At 33.8% G+C, this 20,448-nt stretch carries 16 protein-coding genes and 2 pseudogenes; 7 read left to right on the top strand and 11 right to left on the bottom strand.

What is annotated here, in order from left to right:
• The first annotated feature begins 33 nt into the window (after positions 1-33).
• The 4 genes from lrgA to msrB all read left to right on the top strand — a co-directional run bounded on the left by lrgA (position 34) and on the right by msrB (position 3,619).
• Entirely contained in the window at positions 34-465 is a 432-nt protein-coding gene (gene lrgA, locus ACUXVC_RS27320; protein WP_053563271.1) for an antiholin-like murein hydrolase modulator LrgA, read from the top strand.
• Positions 466-500: 35 nt separating this feature from the next.
• A complete protein-coding gene (gene lrgB / locus ACUXVC_RS27315) occupies positions 501-1,193 on the top strand; it encodes an antiholin-like protein LrgB (protein WP_000168869.1) in 693 nt (230 codons plus the stop codon).
• A 324-nt stretch (positions 1,194-1,517) separates the two neighbouring features.
• Entirely contained in the window at positions 1,518-2,552 is a 1,035-nt protein-coding gene (locus ACUXVC_RS27310; RefSeq protein WP_001166009.1) for an AI-2E family transporter, read from the top strand.
• Between the two features lie 101 nt (positions 2,553-2,653).
• On the top strand, positions 2,654-3,619 hold the full coding sequence (gene msrB, locus ACUXVC_RS27305; RefSeq protein WP_000290179.1) for a peptide-methionine (R)-S-oxide reductase MsrB: 966 nt from the start codon (positions 2,654-2,656) through the stop codon (positions 3,617-3,619).
• Between the two features lie 28 nt (positions 3,620-3,647).
• Here msrB and ACUXVC_RS27300 read toward each other — a convergent pair whose 3' ends face one another.
• Complete coding sequence (locus ACUXVC_RS27300; RefSeq protein WP_095689932.1) at positions 3,648-6,764, bottom strand: efflux RND transporter permease subunit; 3,117 nt, start codon at positions 6,762-6,764, stop codon at positions 3,648-3,650.
• A 140-nt stretch (positions 6,765-6,904) separates the two neighbouring features.
• On the opposite strand from ACUXVC_RS27300, the gene ACUXVC_RS27295 reads away from it, so the two are divergent.
• Positions 6,905-7,774, top strand: coding sequence for a TetR/AcrR family transcriptional regulator (locus ACUXVC_RS27295; RefSeq protein WP_098127294.1), 870 nt, complete (start codon positions 6,905-6,907; stop codon positions 7,772-7,774).
• A 29-nt stretch (positions 7,775-7,803) separates the two neighbouring features.
• On the opposite strand, the gene ACUXVC_RS27290 is transcribed toward ACUXVC_RS27295, so the two are convergent.
• From ACUXVC_RS27290 to ACUXVC_RS27265, 6 genes are all read right to left on the bottom strand, one after another.
• Positions 7,804-8,775, bottom strand: a complete 972-nt coding sequence (locus tag ACUXVC_RS27290; RefSeq protein WP_001170716.1) for a glycosyltransferase family 2 protein — start codon at positions 8,773-8,775, stop codon at positions 7,804-7,806.
• A 36-nt stretch (positions 8,776-8,811) separates the two neighbouring features.
• A complete protein-coding gene (locus ACUXVC_RS27285; protein WP_000413280.1) occupies positions 8,812-9,195 on the bottom strand; it encodes a GtrA family protein in 384 nt (127 codons plus the stop codon).
• A 144-nt stretch (positions 9,196-9,339) separates the two neighbouring features.
• Positions 9,340-10,794 (bottom strand): glycosyltransferase family 39 protein, encoded by a 1,455-nt coding sequence (locus tag ACUXVC_RS27280; RefSeq protein ID WP_144465582.1) that lies wholly within the window; start codon positions 10,792-10,794, stop codon positions 9,340-9,342.
• Between the two features lie 220 nt (positions 10,795-11,014).
• Positions 11,015-12,568, bottom strand: a complete 1,554-nt coding sequence (locus ACUXVC_RS27275; RefSeq protein ID WP_000055383.1) for an ABC-F family ATP-binding cassette domain-containing protein — start codon at positions 12,566-12,568, stop codon at positions 11,015-11,017.
• Between the two features lie 144 nt (positions 12,569-12,712).
• Entirely contained in the window at positions 12,713-14,125 is a 1,413-nt protein-coding gene (locus tag ACUXVC_RS27270) for an oligosaccharide flippase family protein (protein ID WP_000856145.1), read from the bottom strand.
• Between the two features lie 97 nt (positions 14,126-14,222).
• Positions 14,223-15,203 (bottom strand): glycosyltransferase family 2 protein, encoded by a 981-nt coding sequence (locus ACUXVC_RS27265; RefSeq protein ID WP_144465583.1) that lies wholly within the window; start codon positions 15,201-15,203, stop codon positions 14,223-14,225.
• A gap of 128 nt (positions 15,204-15,331) precedes the next feature.
• Here ACUXVC_RS27265 and ACUXVC_RS27260 point away from each other — a divergent pair.
• Positions 15,332-15,935, top strand: a pseudogene (locus tag ACUXVC_RS27260) (4-amino-4-deoxy-L-arabinose transferase); the annotation flags it as partial.
• A 61-nt stretch (positions 15,936-15,996) separates the two neighbouring features.
• Here the strand turns inward: ACUXVC_RS27260 and ACUXVC_RS27255 are convergent.
• Complete coding sequence (locus ACUXVC_RS27255; protein ID WP_000412126.1) at positions 15,997-16,509, bottom strand: acyl-CoA thioesterase; 513 nt, start codon at positions 16,507-16,509, stop codon at positions 15,997-15,999.
• A gap of 298 nt (positions 16,510-16,807) precedes the next feature.
• Here ACUXVC_RS27255 and ACUXVC_RS27250 point away from each other — a divergent pair, with 298 nt between their 5' ends.
• Positions 16,808-18,121, top strand: a complete 1,314-nt coding sequence (locus ACUXVC_RS27250) for an ArnT family glycosyltransferase (protein WP_053563280.1) — start codon at positions 16,808-16,810, stop codon at positions 18,119-18,121.
• Positions 18,122-18,330: 209 nt separating this feature from the next.
• Here the strand turns inward: ACUXVC_RS27250 and ACUXVC_RS27245 are convergent, their stop codons facing one another.
• The 3 genes and pseudogenes from ACUXVC_RS27245 to ACUXVC_RS27235 all read right to left on the bottom strand — a co-directional run bounded on the left by ACUXVC_RS27245 (position 18,331) and on the right by ACUXVC_RS27235 (position 20,399).
• The gene (locus ACUXVC_RS27245) at positions 18,331-19,032 is read right to left on the bottom strand and encodes a methyl-accepting chemotaxis protein (protein WP_372430521.1); all 702 of its coding nucleotides are present in this window, start codon (positions 19,030-19,032) and stop codon (positions 18,331-18,333) included.
• A 54-nt stretch (positions 19,033-19,086) separates the two neighbouring features.
• Positions 19,087-19,632: pseudogene (locus ACUXVC_RS27240) on the bottom strand (protoglobin family protein); the annotation flags it as partial.
• Positions 19,633-19,766: 134 nt separating this feature from the next.
• Positions 19,767-20,399 (bottom strand): trimeric intracellular cation channel family protein, encoded by a 633-nt coding sequence (locus tag ACUXVC_RS27235; protein ID WP_000924377.1) that lies wholly within the window; start codon positions 20,397-20,399, stop codon positions 19,767-19,769.
• Positions 20,400-20,448: the final 49 nt, after the last annotated feature.

Here is a 20,448-nt window from a genome sequence, read left to right as displayed (position 1 = left end):
AATAAAGGTACCAAATCGAAAGAGGTGGCCAAAATGAGTACGAAAAAAGTATATAGTTTCTTATCACAAGCATTTATATTCTCAGCTATTATGTTAATTTCAAATATTATTGCAACGCATTTACCAATTCCAATGCCTTCATCGGTAATCGGGTTAGTTATTTTATTTAGTCTATTATGTTTAAAAGTAATTAAATTGGAGCAAGTTGAATCACTTGGAACAGCTTTAACCGGCATTATCGGATTCCTTTTCGTCCCATCAGGTATTTCAGTTATTAATTCTCTTGGTGTAATGGGGCAATACTTTGTACAAATTTTAACTGTAATTGTTGTAGCAACAGTTATTTTACTCGCTGTAACAGGATTATTTGCACAATTCATTTTAGGAAAAGATGAAAAAGAAACAGAAGATACAAAAGAATTGAAAATAGTAAATAAAGGACGCAAGCACGGAAAGGTTGCGTAACCATTGAATTTATATATTGTTAGGAGGTAATGAACATGGCAAGCACAATGACTCCATATTTCGGAATCGTCGTTTCATTAATCGCATACGGAATCGGAACATTATTATTCAAGCATTCAAAAGGGTTCTTCCTATTTACACCATTATTCGTAGCGATGGTATTAGGGATTGTCTTTCTAAAGGTAGGTAACTTTACTTTTGAAGAATATAATACTGGTGGAAAAATGATTAGTTTCTTCTTAGAGCCAGCAACAATTGCATTCGCTATCCCACTATATAAACAAGTTGATAAGTTGAAAAAATATTGGTGGCAAATTTTATCAGCTATCGTGGTTGGATCTATTTGTTCAGTAATTGTCGTGTTCATTGTTGCAAAAGCAATCGGTTTAGATACAGCAGTAATGAATTCAATGCTACCACAAGCAGCAACAACAGCAATTGCGTTACCAATTTCAGAAAGTATTGGTGGTATTCCTGCAATTACATCGTTTGCGGTTATTTTCAACGCAGTTATCGTATACGCATTAGGAGCATTATTCTTAAAAACATTTAGAGTGAAGCATCCGATTGCAAAAGGTTTAGCACTTGGAACAGCGGGCCATGCATTAGGAGTTGCAGTAGGAATTGAAATGGGTGAGGTAGAGGCAGCGATGGCAAGTATCGCTGTAACGGTAGTTGGGGTTGTAACAGTAGTTGTCATCCCGATGTTCATGCCATTCATTGGATAGTAAAACTTACTTAAAAAATAAGAAAAGCAAGCTATTTGTAGGACAGATTTCTACTGATAGCTTGCTTTTTATGTTACAGTAGTGGTAAGACCTATTTAAAAAAATGTAAGTTTCCTTAAATCTTCATTAATACTATGTAGAATACGTTTTGAATTAGGTCATTGTATTGTAAAATAAGAAGTAAGCTACTATATACCTGTTAAGGTAGGCATATAATGAGTTTATAAAAATCTTAATATGAATGAATAATTAAAAGTAGAAAAGAGAGAGAAATCTACTTATTAACGTTTTAGTTTATAGGACAGGAGAGAGTATTCGTCGATTATGCAAATAAAAAACCTGTTTCAAAGCAAAGGATTTCAGAGGTTACTCGTATTAGTAATACTTGCTCTCGTGTTATACGGGCTGCAAAGTATGTTGAATTTAATATTAATTACGTTTATTCTCACGTATTTAATGGATCGATTCCAAAAGTTTATTTCCCGCAAATTAGATCATTTCATGCCTATTAATCGAAAAATTATTATAGCATTTCTATATGTAATGTTAATTGGTGGAATTGCTATTACACTATTTAAATATTTACCAGTATTAACGATACAAATTTCACAATTGATTTACCAATTCAATGTATTTTTAAGAAACCCACCAGATAGTGAACTAATTAAGTATGCAGTTAATGCTGTCAATCATATGGAGCTTTCTAAATATGTAGGACAAGGCGTAGACATTTTGTATAAATCAATTACGAATGTTGGTAAATTTGGTCTTCAAGTTTTACTTTCTTTAATTTTGAGTTTGTTTTTCTTACTAGAAAAATCTCGTATTGTTGGTTTTACTGCAAAATTTAAAGAAAGCAGGCTTGCAATTTTCTATACTGAAATTGAGTACTTCGGTAAGAAATTTGCACGTTCATTCGGAAAAGTAATCGAAGCACAATTTTTAATTGCAGTTGTTAACTGTGTTTTATCCGTGATTGCACTATGGATATTAGGATTCCCGCAATTATTAGGTTTAGCATTAATGATTTTCTTACTTGGATTAATTCCAGTAGCGGGGGTTATCATTTCGTTATTCCCACTTTGTATGATTGCTTACAATATTGGCGGTATTATGTACGTTGTTTATATTTTAGTTATCGTAACAGTGATTCATGCGCTTGAAAGTTACGTATTAAATCCGAAGTTTATGTCGCAAAAAACAAATTTACCGATTTTCTATACTTTTATGGTATTAATTTTCTCAGAGCACTTCTTAGGTGTATGGGGACTGATTATCGGTATTCCAATCTTCATTTTCTTACTAGATGTTTTAGACGTGACAAGTGATGAAATTGAGAAGGATGTTGGAACAAAATAAAGTGAAGTAGAGAAAAAGCATCGATGTTCGATGCTTTTTCTTTTATAACATTATGTTTCTTATGCCATACTGTAAGGAGAATATAGAATAGGGGTGAAGTAATGGCTGTAAATGAAAAGGTAGAATTGGCTACATTTGCTGGAGGGTGTTTCTGGTGTATGGTTTCTCCATTTGAAGAGATGGAGGGAATTATACAGGTTGTTTCAGGTTATACAGGCGGTCATAAAGAGGACCCAACCTATAAAGAAGTGTGCTCAGAAACAACAGGACATTATGAAGCAGTACAAATTACATTTGATGCAAATAAAATGCCGTATGAGGAATTGTTAAATATATATTGGAGACAAATTGATCCGACTGATATTGGGGGACAATTCCACGACCGCGGGCAGTCTTATGAAACGGTGATTTTTTATCATAATGAAGAACAACATAAAAAAGCTGAGGCCTCAAAAGAAGAGCTTGAGCAGAGTGGACGCTTTTCAAAACCAATTGCGACAAAAATACTACCAGCAGCTACATTTTATCCAGCTGAAGAATATCACCAAGGATATCATAAGAAAAACACATTCCGCTATGAGTTATATCGTAAAGGTTCAGGACGAGATGCTTTTATTAAGCAACATTGGCCAAAGGATAATGCTCATTTAAAAGAAAAACTCAATGAGATGCAGTTTTATGTAACACAGGAAAATGGTACAGAACCACCATTTCGAAATGAGTATTGGAACCATAAAGAGGAAGGTCTTTATGTAGACATCGTTTCAGGTGAGCCGCTGTTTACTTCTCTAGACAAATTTGATAGTGGATGTGGATGGCCTAGTTTTACAAAACCAGTTATGTCAGCAAGTGTGAAAGAAAAGATGGATGTGAGTCATAATATGACACGTACAGAAGTGAGAAGTAAAGAAGGAGACTCACATCTTGGGCACGTATTTCCAGACGGTCCAGGACCAAATGGCCTTCGTTACTGTATTAATTCCGCAGCTCTTCGATTTATTCCAAAAGAGGAATTAGAGAAAGAAGGCTATGGCGATTTCCTAATCTTGTTTGGAAATAAAAAATAACCTCGCAGTTAGCGAGGTTATTTTTTTGTTATTTTACTTTTTTCTTTTTGAACTTGCTTAATACTTCATAAACGATTGGAACAATAAGAAGTGTTAATAACGTTGAACTTGTTAATCCACCAATTACTGTTACACCAAGTCCTTTAGAAATTAAGCCACTACCTTCAAATCCTAATGCAAGCGGGATAAGAGCACCGATTGTTGCAATTGCAGTCATTAAAATTGGACGAAGGCGTGTTGCACCAGCTTCTAATAAAGCTTCACGTGTTGATAGACCTTCATTTTCTTTATGAATAACGCGGTCGATAAGCACGATTGCGTTTGTTACAACGATACCGATTAACATAAGCGCACCAATCATTGCAGATACACTTAATGTTTCACCAGAGATTAATAAGGCAACAAGAGCCCCAATAATTGTGAATGGTAGCGAGAATAAAATTGCGAATGGTGCAAGAGCACCGCCAAATGTAACGACAAGAACGAAGTATACAATGGCAATCGCAGCTAACATCGCTAAGCCCAGTTGTTTGAATGATTCTTCAATATCTTTAGTAACACCGCCCATAGAAACATCTACACCGGAAGGAAGATCCATTTTATCTACTTCTTTTTGGACTGCAGCAGATGCTTTTGAAACGTCATCAGATGTTAGTTTTGCACTAACCTCTGCATAAACACGTCCATCTCGGTGTGTTACTGTATTCGATGTTTCACCTTCTTTTACAGTCATAACATCTTTCACAGCTACTTCATTACCAAGTGGTGTTGTAATTTTGCGATTTGTTAAGTCATCGATTGTTTCATAATTTTGTTTTTCAGCTTCTACATATACATTGATATCTTTACCGTCTTTTTTAATTGTTGTCAGAACAGGGCGATCATGTTGATTAGAAAGTCCCATTCCAATTTGAGCAGCCGTTAAGCCCATTTTACTTAGCTTTTCTTGATCTGCGACTAAAGTGTACTCTGCATATGTTTTTGCAATACTAGAATCTATATCTTTTAAGTCTTTATTTTTCTTCATGATATTTTGAATATCTTTTACGACAGGCTTAATGTCTTCTGAGCTATCTCCGTAAACGTATAGTTTAATTTCATTACTACCGCCACTTGCTCCGAAGTCTTGGTTTTTCCATTCGCCTTTGCCAGACATCTTCTGTAAATCTTTAACGACTTGTTCTTTCTCTTTTTCGAAGTTTTTCGTGTCGTTATCATATTGCACGAAGAACATTGCTTGGTTTGATTGACCAGGACTCATTGGATTCTCTCCACCTAATGAGAACTGAATTGTTTTGACGTCTTTATTATCTTGGAAGTGCTTCTCAGCTTTTGTTGCAATTTTTTCAACGTCTTCTAACGTTTGACCTGGTTCAGGATTATATGTTGCAATAATCATTTTTTCTTCTTCAGAAGGTAAGAAACTTACACCGATAACTGGTACAAGTGCAAGACTACCAACCAATAGAAGGACAGCGATACTTGATGTAATAATTTTGTGATTTAAAGCCCATGCAAGTATGCGTTTATAACCATTTGCTAATTTACTTGGTTTTTCTTCATGATGTACTTCTTTTTCCCTCATACTCTCTTTCTTAAATAAAGAGTGAGCTAGCATCGGTACGATTGTAACAGCTACTAGTAATGATGCTAATAAAGCGAAGACGATAGTTAAGGCAAATGGTAAGAACATTTCACCAATCATACCTTTTACTAGTCCAAGTGGTAAAAATACAGCAATTGTTACAATGGTAGAAGACATAATTGGGATAAACATTTCTTTCGTAGCTTCACGAATTAAATCTTTTCCGCGCAATTTCTCTTCTGATAACGACATACGTCGGTAAATATTTTCAATAACAACAATTGAGTCATCGACAACGCGGCCTATAGCAACGGTCATTGCTCCAAGTGTCATAATGTTAAGCGTAATATCCATTTGCTTTATGACTAAAACAGCAATTAATAAAGAAAGTGGTATTGAAACGACAGAGATTAACGTTGTTCGAATATTTCGTAGGAACAGCATAATAATAACAATCGCAAAGATAGCACCGAAAATTGCTTTGCTTAGCATTGTTTCAACTGATTTTTCAATAGGTGCACCTTGGTCGAATGTTGAAATGATCTCTAAATCTTTATATTTTTTCTCAAGATCTTTTACTTTATCTTTTACTGCATTTACAACATCAACTGTATTTGCATCAGAGGCCTTCACAATTTGAATTCCAATTGCTTCTTTTCCATTTGTTCGAGAAATGGATTCTGCTTTCCCAACTTCTTTAATGTCAGCAATTTCGTCTAATGTAACTGTTGGAATCCCGTTCATAGCAGCTGGATTCATTTGCGGCGTTTGTGCACCAGCGCCAGCATTTTGACTACCTTGACCGTTAGGTGAGGAAGGTATAGCTGGAATTTTAAGTTCTTTTAATGCTTTAATCGTTGTAATATTGCCATCTACAACAACTGATTTTTCCGTGTCTTTAAATGTGTATAAGCCAAGTGGTAAAGATACATCCGATCCCTTAATCACATTTTTTACAGTATCTTCACTTAGTCCTAGTTCTTTCATTTTATCTTTCTTGAAGACAAGCTGTACTTCATCTACTTGTTGGCCAGCAATTTGGACAGATGCAACACCATCAAGTCCTTTTAATCCTGGTACAACATTTTTTTCTACATTTTCAGTTAAGGTAGCTAAAGATTCATTCTTGCTTGCTACGCTTAACGAAATAACTGGGAAAGCATTGAAGTTTACTCGTGAAACTTTAGGATCTTTAACACCTTCTGGGAGTTTTACATTTGTGAGAGCTTCTTTAATTTCTGTTTCTGCTTTTTCCATATTTTTATCAAAATCGTATTCTACTTGAATAGAAGATGCGTTTTGAAAAGATGATGAGCTTACAACGTTAACACCGCTTAAATTTTGTAGTTGTTCTTCCATCGGCTTTGAAACTTTATCAGCTACTTCTTCTGGTGTAGCACCAGGATAGACCGTAGTTACTGTTACAATCGGTGTTGTAATATCAGGAATTGTTTCCAGCTTCATATTGAGTCCAGAGTAGATCCCTGCAATAGTAACAATAATGGTTAGTAGCCAAACTGCGAACTTATTTTTTAACGAGAAATTGATGATTTTGTTCATGTTTGCGCTCCCTTTTTATTGTATTGACCAACTGGTCAGTCTAATACATAATATAACTGACCAGTTGGTCAATCGTCAATAAAAAGAGATGGTATAATACATTTATAATAAGATGCGAGATTAAATTTAGGAGAGAAGATATGAAAGAAAAAGAGCGTTTAATTATAGAAGCGGCTATGAAGTTATTTGCGACTAAGGGTGTAAATGCAACGTCGGTACAAGAAATCGTCACCACTTGTGGTATTTCAAAGGGAGCTTTTTATTTGTACTTTAAATCGAAAGATGAGCTTTTATTAGCGACGCTTCGATATTATTATGAAAAAATCCAAAAGAAAATGCTGGATATTGAAAAAGAGTCTTTACTACCACGTGAAAAATTTAAAAAGCAATTATACTTTCAGTTTACTGATGTGCAAAAACATAAAGAGTTTATTATTATGCATGCAAGAGAAAATGCCATTCCGTTTAATAAAGAAGTGGAAGAATTTATGATGCGGATGAAGTTAGAGTCTCATGCATTTTATCGGAATAGTTTATTGTCCATTTATGGTGAAAAGGTTATGCCATATTTATTGGATTTAGTAATTATGGTAGAAGGTATATGCCGTGGGTATTTAGAATTAATTATTTTACAAGCATTAGAAATTGATTTGTCCTATGTATCGATATTTATTTTAAAAAGGATAGATCATTTAGTAGATGGGCTCATAGAATCTTTGGAAGAACCTGTTCTACACGAAGAAGGGCTTGGGGAGTTTGTTTGTAAATCAGAGCTTATTAAGGAGCAAGTTAAAGAACGTTTTTTAAAAGAAATCATTGTGTTTAAGCGAACATTAGCTGATCAATTAGAAGATGATGAATTGCTTGTTACATTAGATGTTTTAGAGTCAGAAATGAGGTCAAACCCTAGAATTCCAGTCATTCAAGGGATGTTATCTAACTTAGAGGTATATCCAAATTTAAAGGAATTTCGCTTGCGGATTATGGAGTATTACAATATAAAAAGGTAACAATGATGGCTTTCATTGTTACCTTTTTATTATATATTCACTATTTCTTTTTTCTGTACAGTCTCTTCTTTTTCAAGGTTAATTGTTTCTTTCACGATATAAATTGGACGGTTTTTACTTTCGTCATAAATACGAGCAATATATTGACCGACGATTCCAAGGCCAAGTAACTGAATACCGCTAAAGAATGTAATAGCGACCATAATAGATGCCCAACCTGTTTGCGTACCAGAGCCAATAATTTTCACAGTAATTGTATATACTAAGACAATTATTGAAATGAGAACTGATAATAAGCCTAAAGTCATAACTATACGTAACGGTTTTGTTGAAAACGCAATAATGCCATCAGATGCAAATTTAATCATTTTCTTCAATGGGTATTTTGTTTCACCAGCAAAGCGCTCGTCACGTTCATATTCAACATACGTTTGGCGGAAGCCAACCCAAGACATCATCCCACGAATGAAACGATTGCGCTCAGTCATTTGATTGAAAACATCAGCTACTTTACGATCGATGATTCGGAAATCACCAGTATCTTTTGGGATATCGATATCGGACATGTAATTTAAGAATTTATAGAAATACTTAGCTGTTAAAAGTTTAAACCAAGTTTCACCTTTACGTTGTTTACGTTTTGCATAAACAACTTCATATCCTTCTTCCCATTTTGCAATAAGTTCAGGAATAACTTCAGGTGGATCTTGTAAGTCTGCATCTATAATTACAATAGCATCACCTTTTGCAGCAGCAATACCAGCTGTAACGGCTACTTGATGTCCAAAGTTACGCGCGAAATTAACGATTTTTGTACGGTAATCATTTGATGCAATCTCAGATAAGATTTCCATTGTACGGTCTGTGCTACCGTCGTTTACAAAGACAAACTCGTAATTAATATCATTTTGAAGCATAACGGACTTTAAACGGTTATAACATTCCTGCGCTACTTCTTCCTCGAAGTACATAGGAACTACAACCGAAATTAATTTTTGCATGTTATATCCTCCGTAGTTTTAATAAGTTGTTTAAGTTTAATTAGTAGCCTTTTCAGTTTGGTTGAATGTCCAAATTTTATTAAGGACAAAATTGATAACCATTCCGACACCAATTGCGAAAATCTGTGCAATTAGCGCATTAAAGGCAAGTTTATCTACTAATATAAATAAACATAATGTATTAAAAGCCAATACAATTAAATTTACAGTTAGAAATTTAAAGAACATTGACGTGCTTTTATTATTAGGTTTAAACACCCAATTTTTATTCCAATAGTAGCTATTGGCAACACCAATTAAATAGGCAATGGTATTCGCAATAAGGTAGTTCATCCCAAATTTTAATAATATCCAAAAGCTAATAATTGTAATGAGCGTATTAAAGATTCCTACTAAACCAAACTTTAAGAGTTTCTCCATAATATTATCCTCATTTTTATAAAATATATAAATTTAGGTGGTATAGGAAAAAAGATACCAGTAGATAGTATAACATATTTTTGAACTTCATATTATTTATTTATAAGAAAGTATCTCCAAGGTTGAAAAGGAGGTACTTTGCACTTAATTTCTTTTGAATTTTCGAACGTATTGAAAACATACGTATATCCCATAACTTTGTATTATGCTGAAACTTGGTATTATGAAATACCTGTATCTAGTTTGGTATTCAATTAATAGATGAATTAATACATATCCAACAATTAGTAGTAAGAATAATGTGTAATGAAGATTGTCTTGTTTTGTTACTATAAGGTAAAGAATCGCTATTATTCCGAAGAACATCGCAGCTGTATACATATAGCGCTCATATAGAATAGCATTCTCTTTTAAATCTTGCATCCCATCCAGAATTTCAAAGTTAGGTGTATATAAGCTCCATGATGGTGAAGAATCGGTATCACCCCACATAAGTGCAAACTTCTCTTCAAATAATGATATAACCTTGTCCTTGTCAGCTAATCGTTCTTTAATAATTTTCTTTTCTTCTAAAGTGCGTTCTTCGCCAACCTCTAGAGACATAATATGGCCTGCGTCTTCATGGGAATACCCACCCTTTGTTTCATGGTTAAGACCGACAACAAATTTCCAAAGAGGATCGCGATTCGATAATGGATATTGTGTAATTCCAGAAGAGATAAATGCAAAGCTTATCATGTAGTGAACTAAGTAGAAAACAATAAAAATCCCACATAATTTCTTAAAAGAATTGAAAATGATTTTTTTAGGTTTCCCCAGCATTCCATGTAGGAAGATGTAAATAGCGACAGCAATTAAAATTAACATACCAAGTGGTCGCATAATGTCCCCTAAAGATAATAAGATACCAATAAAAATCCACATGTATTCACTTTGCAATCCTTTAGTTACTAATAAATAAAATCCAAAGTAAAAGAAGAAAGTAGCTAGATGTTGATTTGTTAACACAGAACTTAGCATAATACTTGGAATATATAATGCATACATCAATCCAGCGATACGTCCGGACCATTCATTAAATGTTTTCGCAGTGATTTTATAAACAAATATTGTAGTTCCCGTACAAAATAGGACATTTAAAAATTGTAAAGCAAATATTCCTTCTCCAAAAATCTTTATAATGAGCGCTTCATACATCGTAAATCCAAGTTGATACACCCACGAAGTGAAATATGTAGTATTTGTAAAACTAAAATCACCGTGGGCAGCTTGAATAGCGCTATTATACATTATTGCAAAATCTGATAAAGGTACGCTTGGTATTTGTAGAATCCAAATTAAGCGAACGATAAAAGCTAATAAAGTAAGTGAAATCACGAATGTTAGCGATGACATATATTTATTTATTAAGCACGCTACTATAAGAAAAACGAGCCCGATTCCAATCATAATAGGAAGACTTACTGAATTTGGAATGTCTAGTTTATCGCTAATTGTGAGATATGATTCCCACGTAATCCATGACAAGATAATGAGACATAGTATTAATAAAGATTTAGTCAAAAAAGAATTGATTCTATTAAATGCTGTAATCGGCATTAAATTTATACACTCCTTCAAATCAATTATATTTTAGTAGTTGAGAATATTCTATTCTTGGTATGTAGAGTATCACCTAAAAGAATACCATGATTAGTTTACTTATCAAAATACGCCCGGGGCTATATAGGAGATGTATTTTATATTTTTATTAGGACGGAATATAAAAATACATTTTTCTTACATAGAAATTAATATGTAAGAAAAATGTAGTGGAAAGTTATGAATTGTGTTGCGACCATTCTTCAACATTCCAAACTTTTGTTATCCAATCTTCATAAAAGTCTGGTTCATGACACACTAAAAGAATTGTTCCTTTGTAAGCTCTCATCGCTTTCTTCAATTCTTCTTTTGCTGTAACATCAAGGTGATTTGTTGGCTCGTCAAATAGTAACCAGTTGCTCTCTTCCCCCATTAGCTTACATAAACGGACTTTCGCTTGTTCGCCACCACTTAATTGGCTTAGAGGACGAGAAATATGTTCGTTTTTTAAACCGCACTTTGCCAACATTGCACGTATTTGATGTTGGTCTAGGCTAGGGAACGTGTTCCAAACATCATCAATCGGTGTTATATTATCAGCTTTCACTTCTTGTTCGAAGTATGATGGGTTTAAGAAATCACCAAGGCTTGTTTTTCCGCTTAATGGTTTGATTTTACCTAAAATCGTCTTTAATAGTGTAGACTTACCTACGCCATTACATCCGACGATTGCAATTTTTTCACCGCGTTCAATTGTCATTGTTAGTTTTGGTAATAACGGGTGTGTATATCCAATTTCTACATTTTCTCCTTCAAAGACGAATCGGCTACTTGCGCGACTTTCTTTAAACGAGAATTCAGGTTTAATCGCCGTCTCAGGACGATCGATACGTTCCATACGATCGAGTTGTTTTTGACGACTTTTTGCACGACCTGTCGTTGAGTAGCGCGCTTTATTCTTCGCAATAAAATCTTCTTGTTTTTTTATAAATTCTTTTTGTTTTTCATAAGCATTAATATGTTGGTTTTTATTAATTTCCGCTAGCTCTAGGAATTTTTCATATGTCGCTGTATAACGCGTCATCTTTGTGAATTCTAGATGGAAAATAACATCGACACATTTATTCATAAATTCCGTATCATGGGAAATTAATAGGAATGCGTGTGGATATTCTTTTAAATAATTTGTTAACCAATGAATATGTTCAACGTCTAAATAGTTGGTAGGCTCATCTAATAGTAATACTTCTGGTTGCTCAAGTAGTAACTTTGCAAGTAATACTTTTGTACGTTGTCCACCACTTAATGCAGCAACATCACGATCTAAACCAATTGCGTCAATTCCAAGACCGCGCGCTGCTTCCTCAATTTTCATATCTAATAAATAGAAACCGCCTGCTTCAAGAGCATCTTGTATTTCCGCCATTTGCTCAAGAAGTTCTTCTAATTCTTCAGGTGTAGCAGTTCCCATTTTTTCTGTAACTTCATTTAAAGCTTTTTCTTTTTTAAATAAAGGTAAAAATGCATCTGCTAATACGTCACGAATTGTACGGCCAGGTGTTAAAATTGTATGTTGGTCTAAGTAACCATAATTTGTGCCAGGTGTCCATTCGACGCGGCCTTCATCATGGATAAGTTCACCAGTAATTATATTCATAAATGTTGATTTACCAACACCGTTTGCTCCAACTAATCCAACATGTTCTCCTGCGAGTAAGCGCATGGATACATCTTTAAATAATGTACGATCACCAAATGTATGGCCTAATTTTTCAACAGTTAATAAGCTCATAATGTCCTCCGTTCAATTCTAAATAGTGTCTTGAATCATGATACTAAATTCTTCGATATAATGCTATCATTTCAAAAAATGTATATAAGTAAACAAAGCAAGTTTCTCCTCATAATTTGGAAGAGAAACTTGCTTCGTTGTTGTTTATCTGCCTAGCTTTTTATTCGCAAACCCTAAAAGTAACCTGCGTATTTGTGGGTCAATTGCAAGACCGATAATGCCGTACAATATACCAGTAAGTGTTAAAGCTACTAGTGGTGGTAAGTTAATTAACACAGTACGATATAGAGCGTAACTGATTATAAATGCTAGTGCATTGAATATTGTTCCTTTGAATAGTAATGTAAAGCCTTTACGAGCGAATAAAGTAAAGCCGATTAATAATGTAATCTCGGTAAGGATAGCAGCTACAGCTGCTCCCATCATTCCAAATTGGCTACCTAATACGATGTAACTTATGACAGCAACAGCTAACCCAATCCCCATCGTTGTCGCACGCTTCCACTGTTGACCAATTGTCGTTAAATTATCAGCAAGTGGGTAGTTGATAGATTGTAAAATGACCATAAAGGCTAAAATTGCAAGAGCGTCACCAGCTGGGGCATACTCTTCACCTAATAAAGTAACAATCCAAAATCTTGGATTAGCGATGAATGGAATAGAAATCCCCATTCCTAAGAAAGACATAAGCTTTAATTCAAACAGAGATAGTTTTCTATGTTCATCAATATTTTTTTCATTTCCAAAAGCAAATAACTTTGGATAAAAGGCTGCTGCAATTACACCGGGTATTTGATAAAGTACAGCGGGTATTTTAGAAGCAGCTCCAAAGAATCCAACTTGCTCGTACGTTGAAACTTTTTCTAATATAATAGGCCCTAACTGTGGCAAGAGCATAATGATAATGCCATTGATTGTGAAAATCAGCAGTTGATCTAAAATCCCTTTGTCCCAGCCCTTATGAACTGTCGTATGGCGAATTACCATTATAAAGGCGATGACACCTGTTACAAGACTGGATATTCCGTACATGGCAGCGACCATCATAAGTGACCATTTAAATGACATTCCTAGTAGAAGAGCAGCTGCGGCTGTTACACCTTGTATTACAGAAATAATGGCTGTAAATTGCATACGTTCTGTTACTTGGAAGTAAGCCATCCCGACACCTTGTAAAGTTGCTCCAAACATTGTTGGTAGTACAACCCAATATACCATGGCGCGTAAGTAGGCATCTGTATAGAAGAACTGAGCAAAAATAGCGAAGAGTACAGAAATTACGACAGCTAATACGAAACGAATGCGTAAATAACTACTGATTAGTACGCTAATATTTGCATCCTTTCTCGTTCCTTCACGCATAAACGTATGTGTCAAACCTGCATCTGTGAAATAACAAATAACAGCGGAAACTGCTAATGCAGTTGTAAACATCCCATACTCACCAGGAGAAACGTATCTTGCGAAGAGAATCGTCGCGATAGCAAGTACAAATCGAACAGTAATATTTCCTACAAATAGGTAGGAGGCATTTTTAAGAATCTTATTTGTTTTCATGAGAAAAAACCTTTCTATTCTTTAGGACCTTTTTCGTTTGTCCTATTTGTAAATTTGATTTGTTTACGGAAAGAGAGATGAGTACTATATTTTCAGTTTAAGAAAACAGAAATTTAATTCGTACAAACCAAAGCATTGCATATAGTTTTTTACTACGCTTTCCGTTTTTTGAATAGATTTTACGGCAATATTTCTTTATATCTTTTTTGATTAATTGAACTTGGGCATTATTTAATTGAGAGTTTTCTTTAATGTATATACAAGCATTATTGATAACCGTATAAGGGAATAAATAAGTCTCAAGAATCTCAATAAGTGACTGAGGGTCTTTCGTAATGAAGTCTTGAGATTTATTATGTACCCAGTCTTTCATACGATTGAATACTTCCAGTTCTTTAGTTGTTTTTAATTCGTAATCTTTATATTTAGAAGAAAGATTTCCTTCGGATAAGATTCTATAATATGTTAAATATTCATCGACATAGCATACATTTGTCACACTCATTAGTTTAAATAAAAACTCCAAGTCTTCTCCCCAGCTACATCCTGGTGTAAAACGGATATTATGATTCATTGCGATAGAGCGTTTGAAAATCCAAGTACTTGTTTGAGCAACAACTTGGTGTGTTAAGAATGCTTTTGCCATATCACCTTTAATAAAGTTTGTTGTATGCTCAACCTTTTCGCCTGTTTCTTCGTAGAAATTCATATAACCACAATAGCAAGCATCCATGTTGTTTTTGTGCATACTCTCGATTTGTTTCTCAATTTTAGTTGGATGCCATAAGTCATCACTATCAAGGAAAGCGACGTATTCCCCGCTAGCATTTTCAATCCCTGCATTACGAGCTACTGAAACGCCTTGGTTTTTTTGGTGAACGTATTTTACTTGCCCCGGATATTTTTCTGCAAGATTTTTTACGATAGAAGGTGATTGATCTTTACTTCCATCATCTACAATTACAATTTCAATGTTTTTATATGTTTGATCCAGTATTGACTGCATTGTGTCTTCAATATATTTTTCTGTGTTATACAGAGGTATGACAACAGAAACAAGTTGTTTTTGTTCCATCATAGAATTTTTATCTCCTCAAATTTTTTATGTCTTGCACCATATATACAAGCCTTTTGAAAGGAAGAAGATTACAAGAACATCTGTATCAGTTTAACGCATATAAACTTTGTAAATCAACTTTGAAAATTATGTATTTTAAGGGGGAATATGAAATGTTAAGGCGATTTGCGCTTCGTTTTGCAACTTTACAAACACATGGTGCAGATTTGACTCTAGCTAGCGATGATATAGGTTATCAAAAAATGGAAACTATTTTATTGGAAACAGGAATGTTAATATATCATGAGCTTGATAAACCACCTATTCATATTATGCCAGGTTTTCCAGTGTTTTTAGTTACTGTATTTTACTTTTTGGGAAATGGTAATAAAGGCCTTTTTGTAGCTAAATTAATTATTATCCTATTAGGAGTACTTATTATTTTACTAACTTATAAGATTGGTACTTATTTATTGAATCCCGCTGCAGGATTAATAGGTGCTTTCTTATTAGCGGTGTATCCTCCAGAGATTGTTGTGGAAAATTTAACTTTAACAGAAGGACAGTTTCTATTCTTTTCATGGGGATTATTATATTGGAGCTTAAAATTAGCTGATACTCATAAAACGAAATATTTTCTACTTTTTAGCATTGTACTTACGCCTACAAGTTGCTTTATATCCAATACTATTATTTATATATCTTTTAATGAAGCGCTATCCATTCCGCATTATGATGAAGCAAGCGATAGTATTTTTTATAATAAAAAATACATGCAAGGAAGGACCTGTGCATGTATGATGAGAAGATTATGTTAAATATTCCAAGGCTTACTTAAAGTTAAAACTTCAGCCATCTCTTTACTTTTTAAACGTCCCTTTTTTCGGTTTTCCGCGCGTTCTAAACCGGTTGTGTGTAACCAATGTTCTTCCTGAGTTTCAGGTAGTACTTGTGGTACGGACGAAGGTTTTCCATCTTTTATAGCCACAAATGTAATGAAGCAAGTAGCAGCAATTCTACGCTCGCCTGCTAATAAATTTTCTGCGATTACTTTTACGAAAACTTCCATTGAAGATTTCCCTGTATAACACACAAATGCTTCATAACAAACAGAATCAGCTTGGTGAATTGGAGTTAAAAAATCAACTGAATCAATAGATGCTGTTACGCAATGTTTACGACTATGTCTTGCAGCCGCAATTGAAGCAATACTATCAATTTCTGCTAATAATTTCCCTCCAAAAAGTGTTTGGTGATTATTTAAATCGTTAGGAAAAACACGTGTTGTCTTAATTGCTTTAGATTCTCGCATGAATTTCTTTTCCATATATTCAGCCCCTATAGTCTGTTTTCAATCAGAATAATATGTGTAAGTGGAGTACTCATATTAGATATTTAATGAAGTAAAGTGTATTCCAAAAGAGGATTATTTAAACTTCTGTATTTGTATTCATGTAACTGAAAGAAAATTTATTTTATCTAAAATGTAGTGTAAAAGAGGATTCGCTTACATTGCAAGTAAAAAGTAATGACTATGTATTCGTCATAGAAATTCCCTATCAGCCGTGTACCCATTCATGATAGAATCATTTTGTTATGAATGGAAATAGAGGTGCAATGGACATATGAATCATATACAAACAAATTTTTCATCTTTCTTCAATAAAATTACGATCGGTGCGATGCTCGCATTTTTCGTTTATAGTTGTTGGGTAGCATTTGAGACAAGTAAGCAATTCTTTGGAGGAAGTACAACAAGTGTAACAATCATATTGGCAATTTTCGTCATACTTATTTTGTTAGTGGCATCAATTCTACAATATCGTTTTACAGATAAACAATTTCTTATTTTTCTTATAAGTATATCTATAGTTGTGAGGCTTAGTATGCTGTTATTTGTAGATGCTCCAATAATTGGTGATATGAAAGTGATGTATGAGTCTGCAAAGCAGATTGCAATTGGTAATAATATAGGGACTGTAACTCATTTGCCTTTTATTATATATGAGTCAGTAATCATTCGTATATTCGGTGATACATTATTCGCTTTACAACTATTTAATGTGTTATTTTGCGCAGGAACCGCATTTTTTATTTATCGTATTGCGGCAATGGTTTTTGGAGAAGAATGCGGTCGTATTGCTTCTATATTTTATGCTCTGTATATTCCAAATATATTGCTGAGTTCCGTATTAACTCCTGAGTCACTTGCAATATTTTTATTTTATTTTGCTTGTTACATACTTTTATATAAAGGGTTAGATCATCCTTATATGTGGGTGTTTTCAGCGGTTTTATTTGCATTTAGTAATATGATTTTCCCGATAGGATTATTTCTTCCTATTTTTATCACTGTATATGTATTATTAATTGAAGTGTCTCAATCAGCAACGAAACAAAAAGTGTTACTAAAGATGGTAGGGATACTTATTCTATTTTATAGTACTCATTTTGGTGTGAATTATGGAATTAAGGCAATGGGATTGTCACAATATACGATTTCGAATGAGACGTATGTTCAATCTGTCTTAATTGGAAAAACGAAACATGAGGAAAAAATATCGAAAAATCAAAGTGTAACAGAGCATATTGATCAAAAGTTAAAAGAGATTGAGGGAGAAAGATTTAAACTTTTAGAACCGATGATAAATCAGTTTTCAGATGAGGGGATAAATTCTATTCTTTTCAAATGTGAAAAACTGATATATATAGCCGTAACATTGTTTATGACTATAGCTCTATTGCACTTCCTTATTAAGAAACAACAAAATGAAGGATATATGTTGTTCTTATTTTTAATTAGTGGCTACGTATTGTTAAGGCTTTTCCAAGTAGATATGGCATATTACAATGTAATTATGCCGGCATTGTTTATTTTGCAGAGCTTTGGTGTTTATATGAGTTATGTGTATTGTCAAAAAATATTTTTCAGAAAATAAAAAGAATCCATTCTGGATTCTTTTTTTGATGGAAGATGAAATTTAGTAGTCAGTGCAAAATGGAAAGTATGCCGGACCTGAATTTTATTCCGCTATTTTCCGGACAGTAAGACCCCCACCTCAAAATCAGCGAAAGCAAAGAAGTTAGGTGGGGGCGGACTGCCTGTAAAAGCCCGATTGTTGAGGGCTGATTAAAGTTTCACTTTATCTTATCGATTTAGTTCTAGTTGTAAATTATCGGCTGTTAGAGCCATTTGTGAGGAATCATCTTGAATTCCTTTCATTACTTGTGAAATAGCTTGTAGCTCATGTTCAATTTTCTTATTCTGTTCTTTTGAGTTAGACATATCTTTTACAATTTCTTGGAAGTATCGATCTGTTGCCGACATACTATCCGTTCCTTCTGATACGAGAGAGCTAATTTGTTTCACGGAAGACGAGACACGGATAATTTGTTCATTTGTTTTTTCGACGAGCTTTGTAACGTTAAAGATAGATTCTTTCGTTTGCTCTGATAATTTTCGGATTTCACCAGCAACAACAGAAAACCCCTTCCCAAATTCTCCAGCACGTGCAGACTCGATAGCAGCATTTAGTGCGAGTAAATTTGTTTGCTCCGCGATTGATTTAACGATATCTATGATTTCGTTAATTTTGTTAGAAATATCAAGAAGTTCATGAGTATCTGTAATAATCGTTTCCATATTCATTTGAATAGATCCCATTCGTTTGTTTTGCTGGTTTAATTGTTCTTTCCCTTTATTCGCTTTTTCTTCAGATGTTGTAGCTAATGATGTACCTGTTTTAGCAATCTCTACAATAGTTTCAGACTTAGCGGTTAGTTTTTGAATAGAAGAGCTTGTCTTTTCAGATACAGCAGCTAGTTCTGTTGCGATATGCGTAATTGTCATAGCAGTTAGTTCTTTTTCTTTCTCATGCTCTTTTTGCATTCTTTCATATTCAGATTCATAAGCTGCAAGAACAAGTTCTTGTTCAAGAGTGAATAATTTATTTATGACATTTATAGAATAGGAAAAATCATCGATTGTTGTTATTTTTGTTTGCAAAATCTTCATGATAGAGCGGAATAATTCTTGATAAGCAGCAGTATACCATTTTCGATGTAAACCAATTTGCACATGTCTTTTGGCAATTCTAACACGCTGTTCAATGAAATCTTCATGCATATTGCCGCTGAATAATTCTTTAATATGTGTTTTTAAAGTTTGTTTTAGTTTTGGAATAGAGCTGTAACGTTCAATAATAGTAATTAAATTAGGTTGTTTTGTAATGTTGGCATAGAATTTTTCAGTAATCCAATCAATTTCTGCATAAATAAAAGGCTGTAGTACTTTTACAACTTGTAAATCTTCTTTTGAAATATGTAGCATATCCATTTGAATTTTCAATTCAGAATTAGTAGGTACATTAAAAGTTATTTGTTGGTCCTTACTTAATTCGATTATACTGGCATTTGTTTTATTAATATTTTTTCTGAAAACCCCAAGCATCATTCTTCCCCCTGTATATAAAACGTTTTCAATTTTAAAACTAATATAGAGTAATTATATATGCTTATATATAATTACTCTATATTAGTTCGTTGAATAGTATATAAATTAAGAGAATTCTAGATAGAATTCTCTTAATGGCCTTTATTAATTTTAGCATGTGTTTTAAAGAAAACAGGGAAATGCACATTATATATTACAGTGACGACACGAATAACGAATGTTACTAATAAACAAACATAGAAAGCTAATACGTGCGCCCCCATAGCGTATGTGATTAGGAAGCTAATTGCTCCTAAGATAGAAGCGATTGCGTAAATCTCTTTTCGGAATACGTAAGGGATATCTTGAGCACAAATGTCACGCAAAATACCGCCTCCAATACCTGTAATGACTCCCATTGAAACAACTAGAAATGAGGCGTCAACATGATGTGACATTGCCGCATTTGCACCAATAGCTGTAAAAACGCCTAATCCAACAGCATCAGAAAGCATAATAACGACTTGAAGTTTATTGATACGCTCAAAAAACATACAAGTAAATAATGCTGATAATACACTTACGAAAAAGTAAATGGGTTTTACAAATGCGACAGGGGGCAGGTTACCAATCATGATATCACGAATAATACCGCCGCCGAGCGCAGTAGCTACAGCTAAACAAAGGACACCAAATAAATCTAAATCTTTTTTTAAACCAACTAATGTACCAGAAATGGCAGCGGCGATAATGCCAAGAAACGTAAATATATCGATTAATAACATGGCCTTAATCCCTTTCTCTTAAAGATGTTCCAGAGAAAAAATATACACT

The sequence above is a fragment of the Bacillus sp. N6 genome (genome assembly GCF_052805735.1).
Note: the sequence above shows the minus strand (reverse complement) of the source record. Positions and strands in the feature narration are given on the sequence as shown.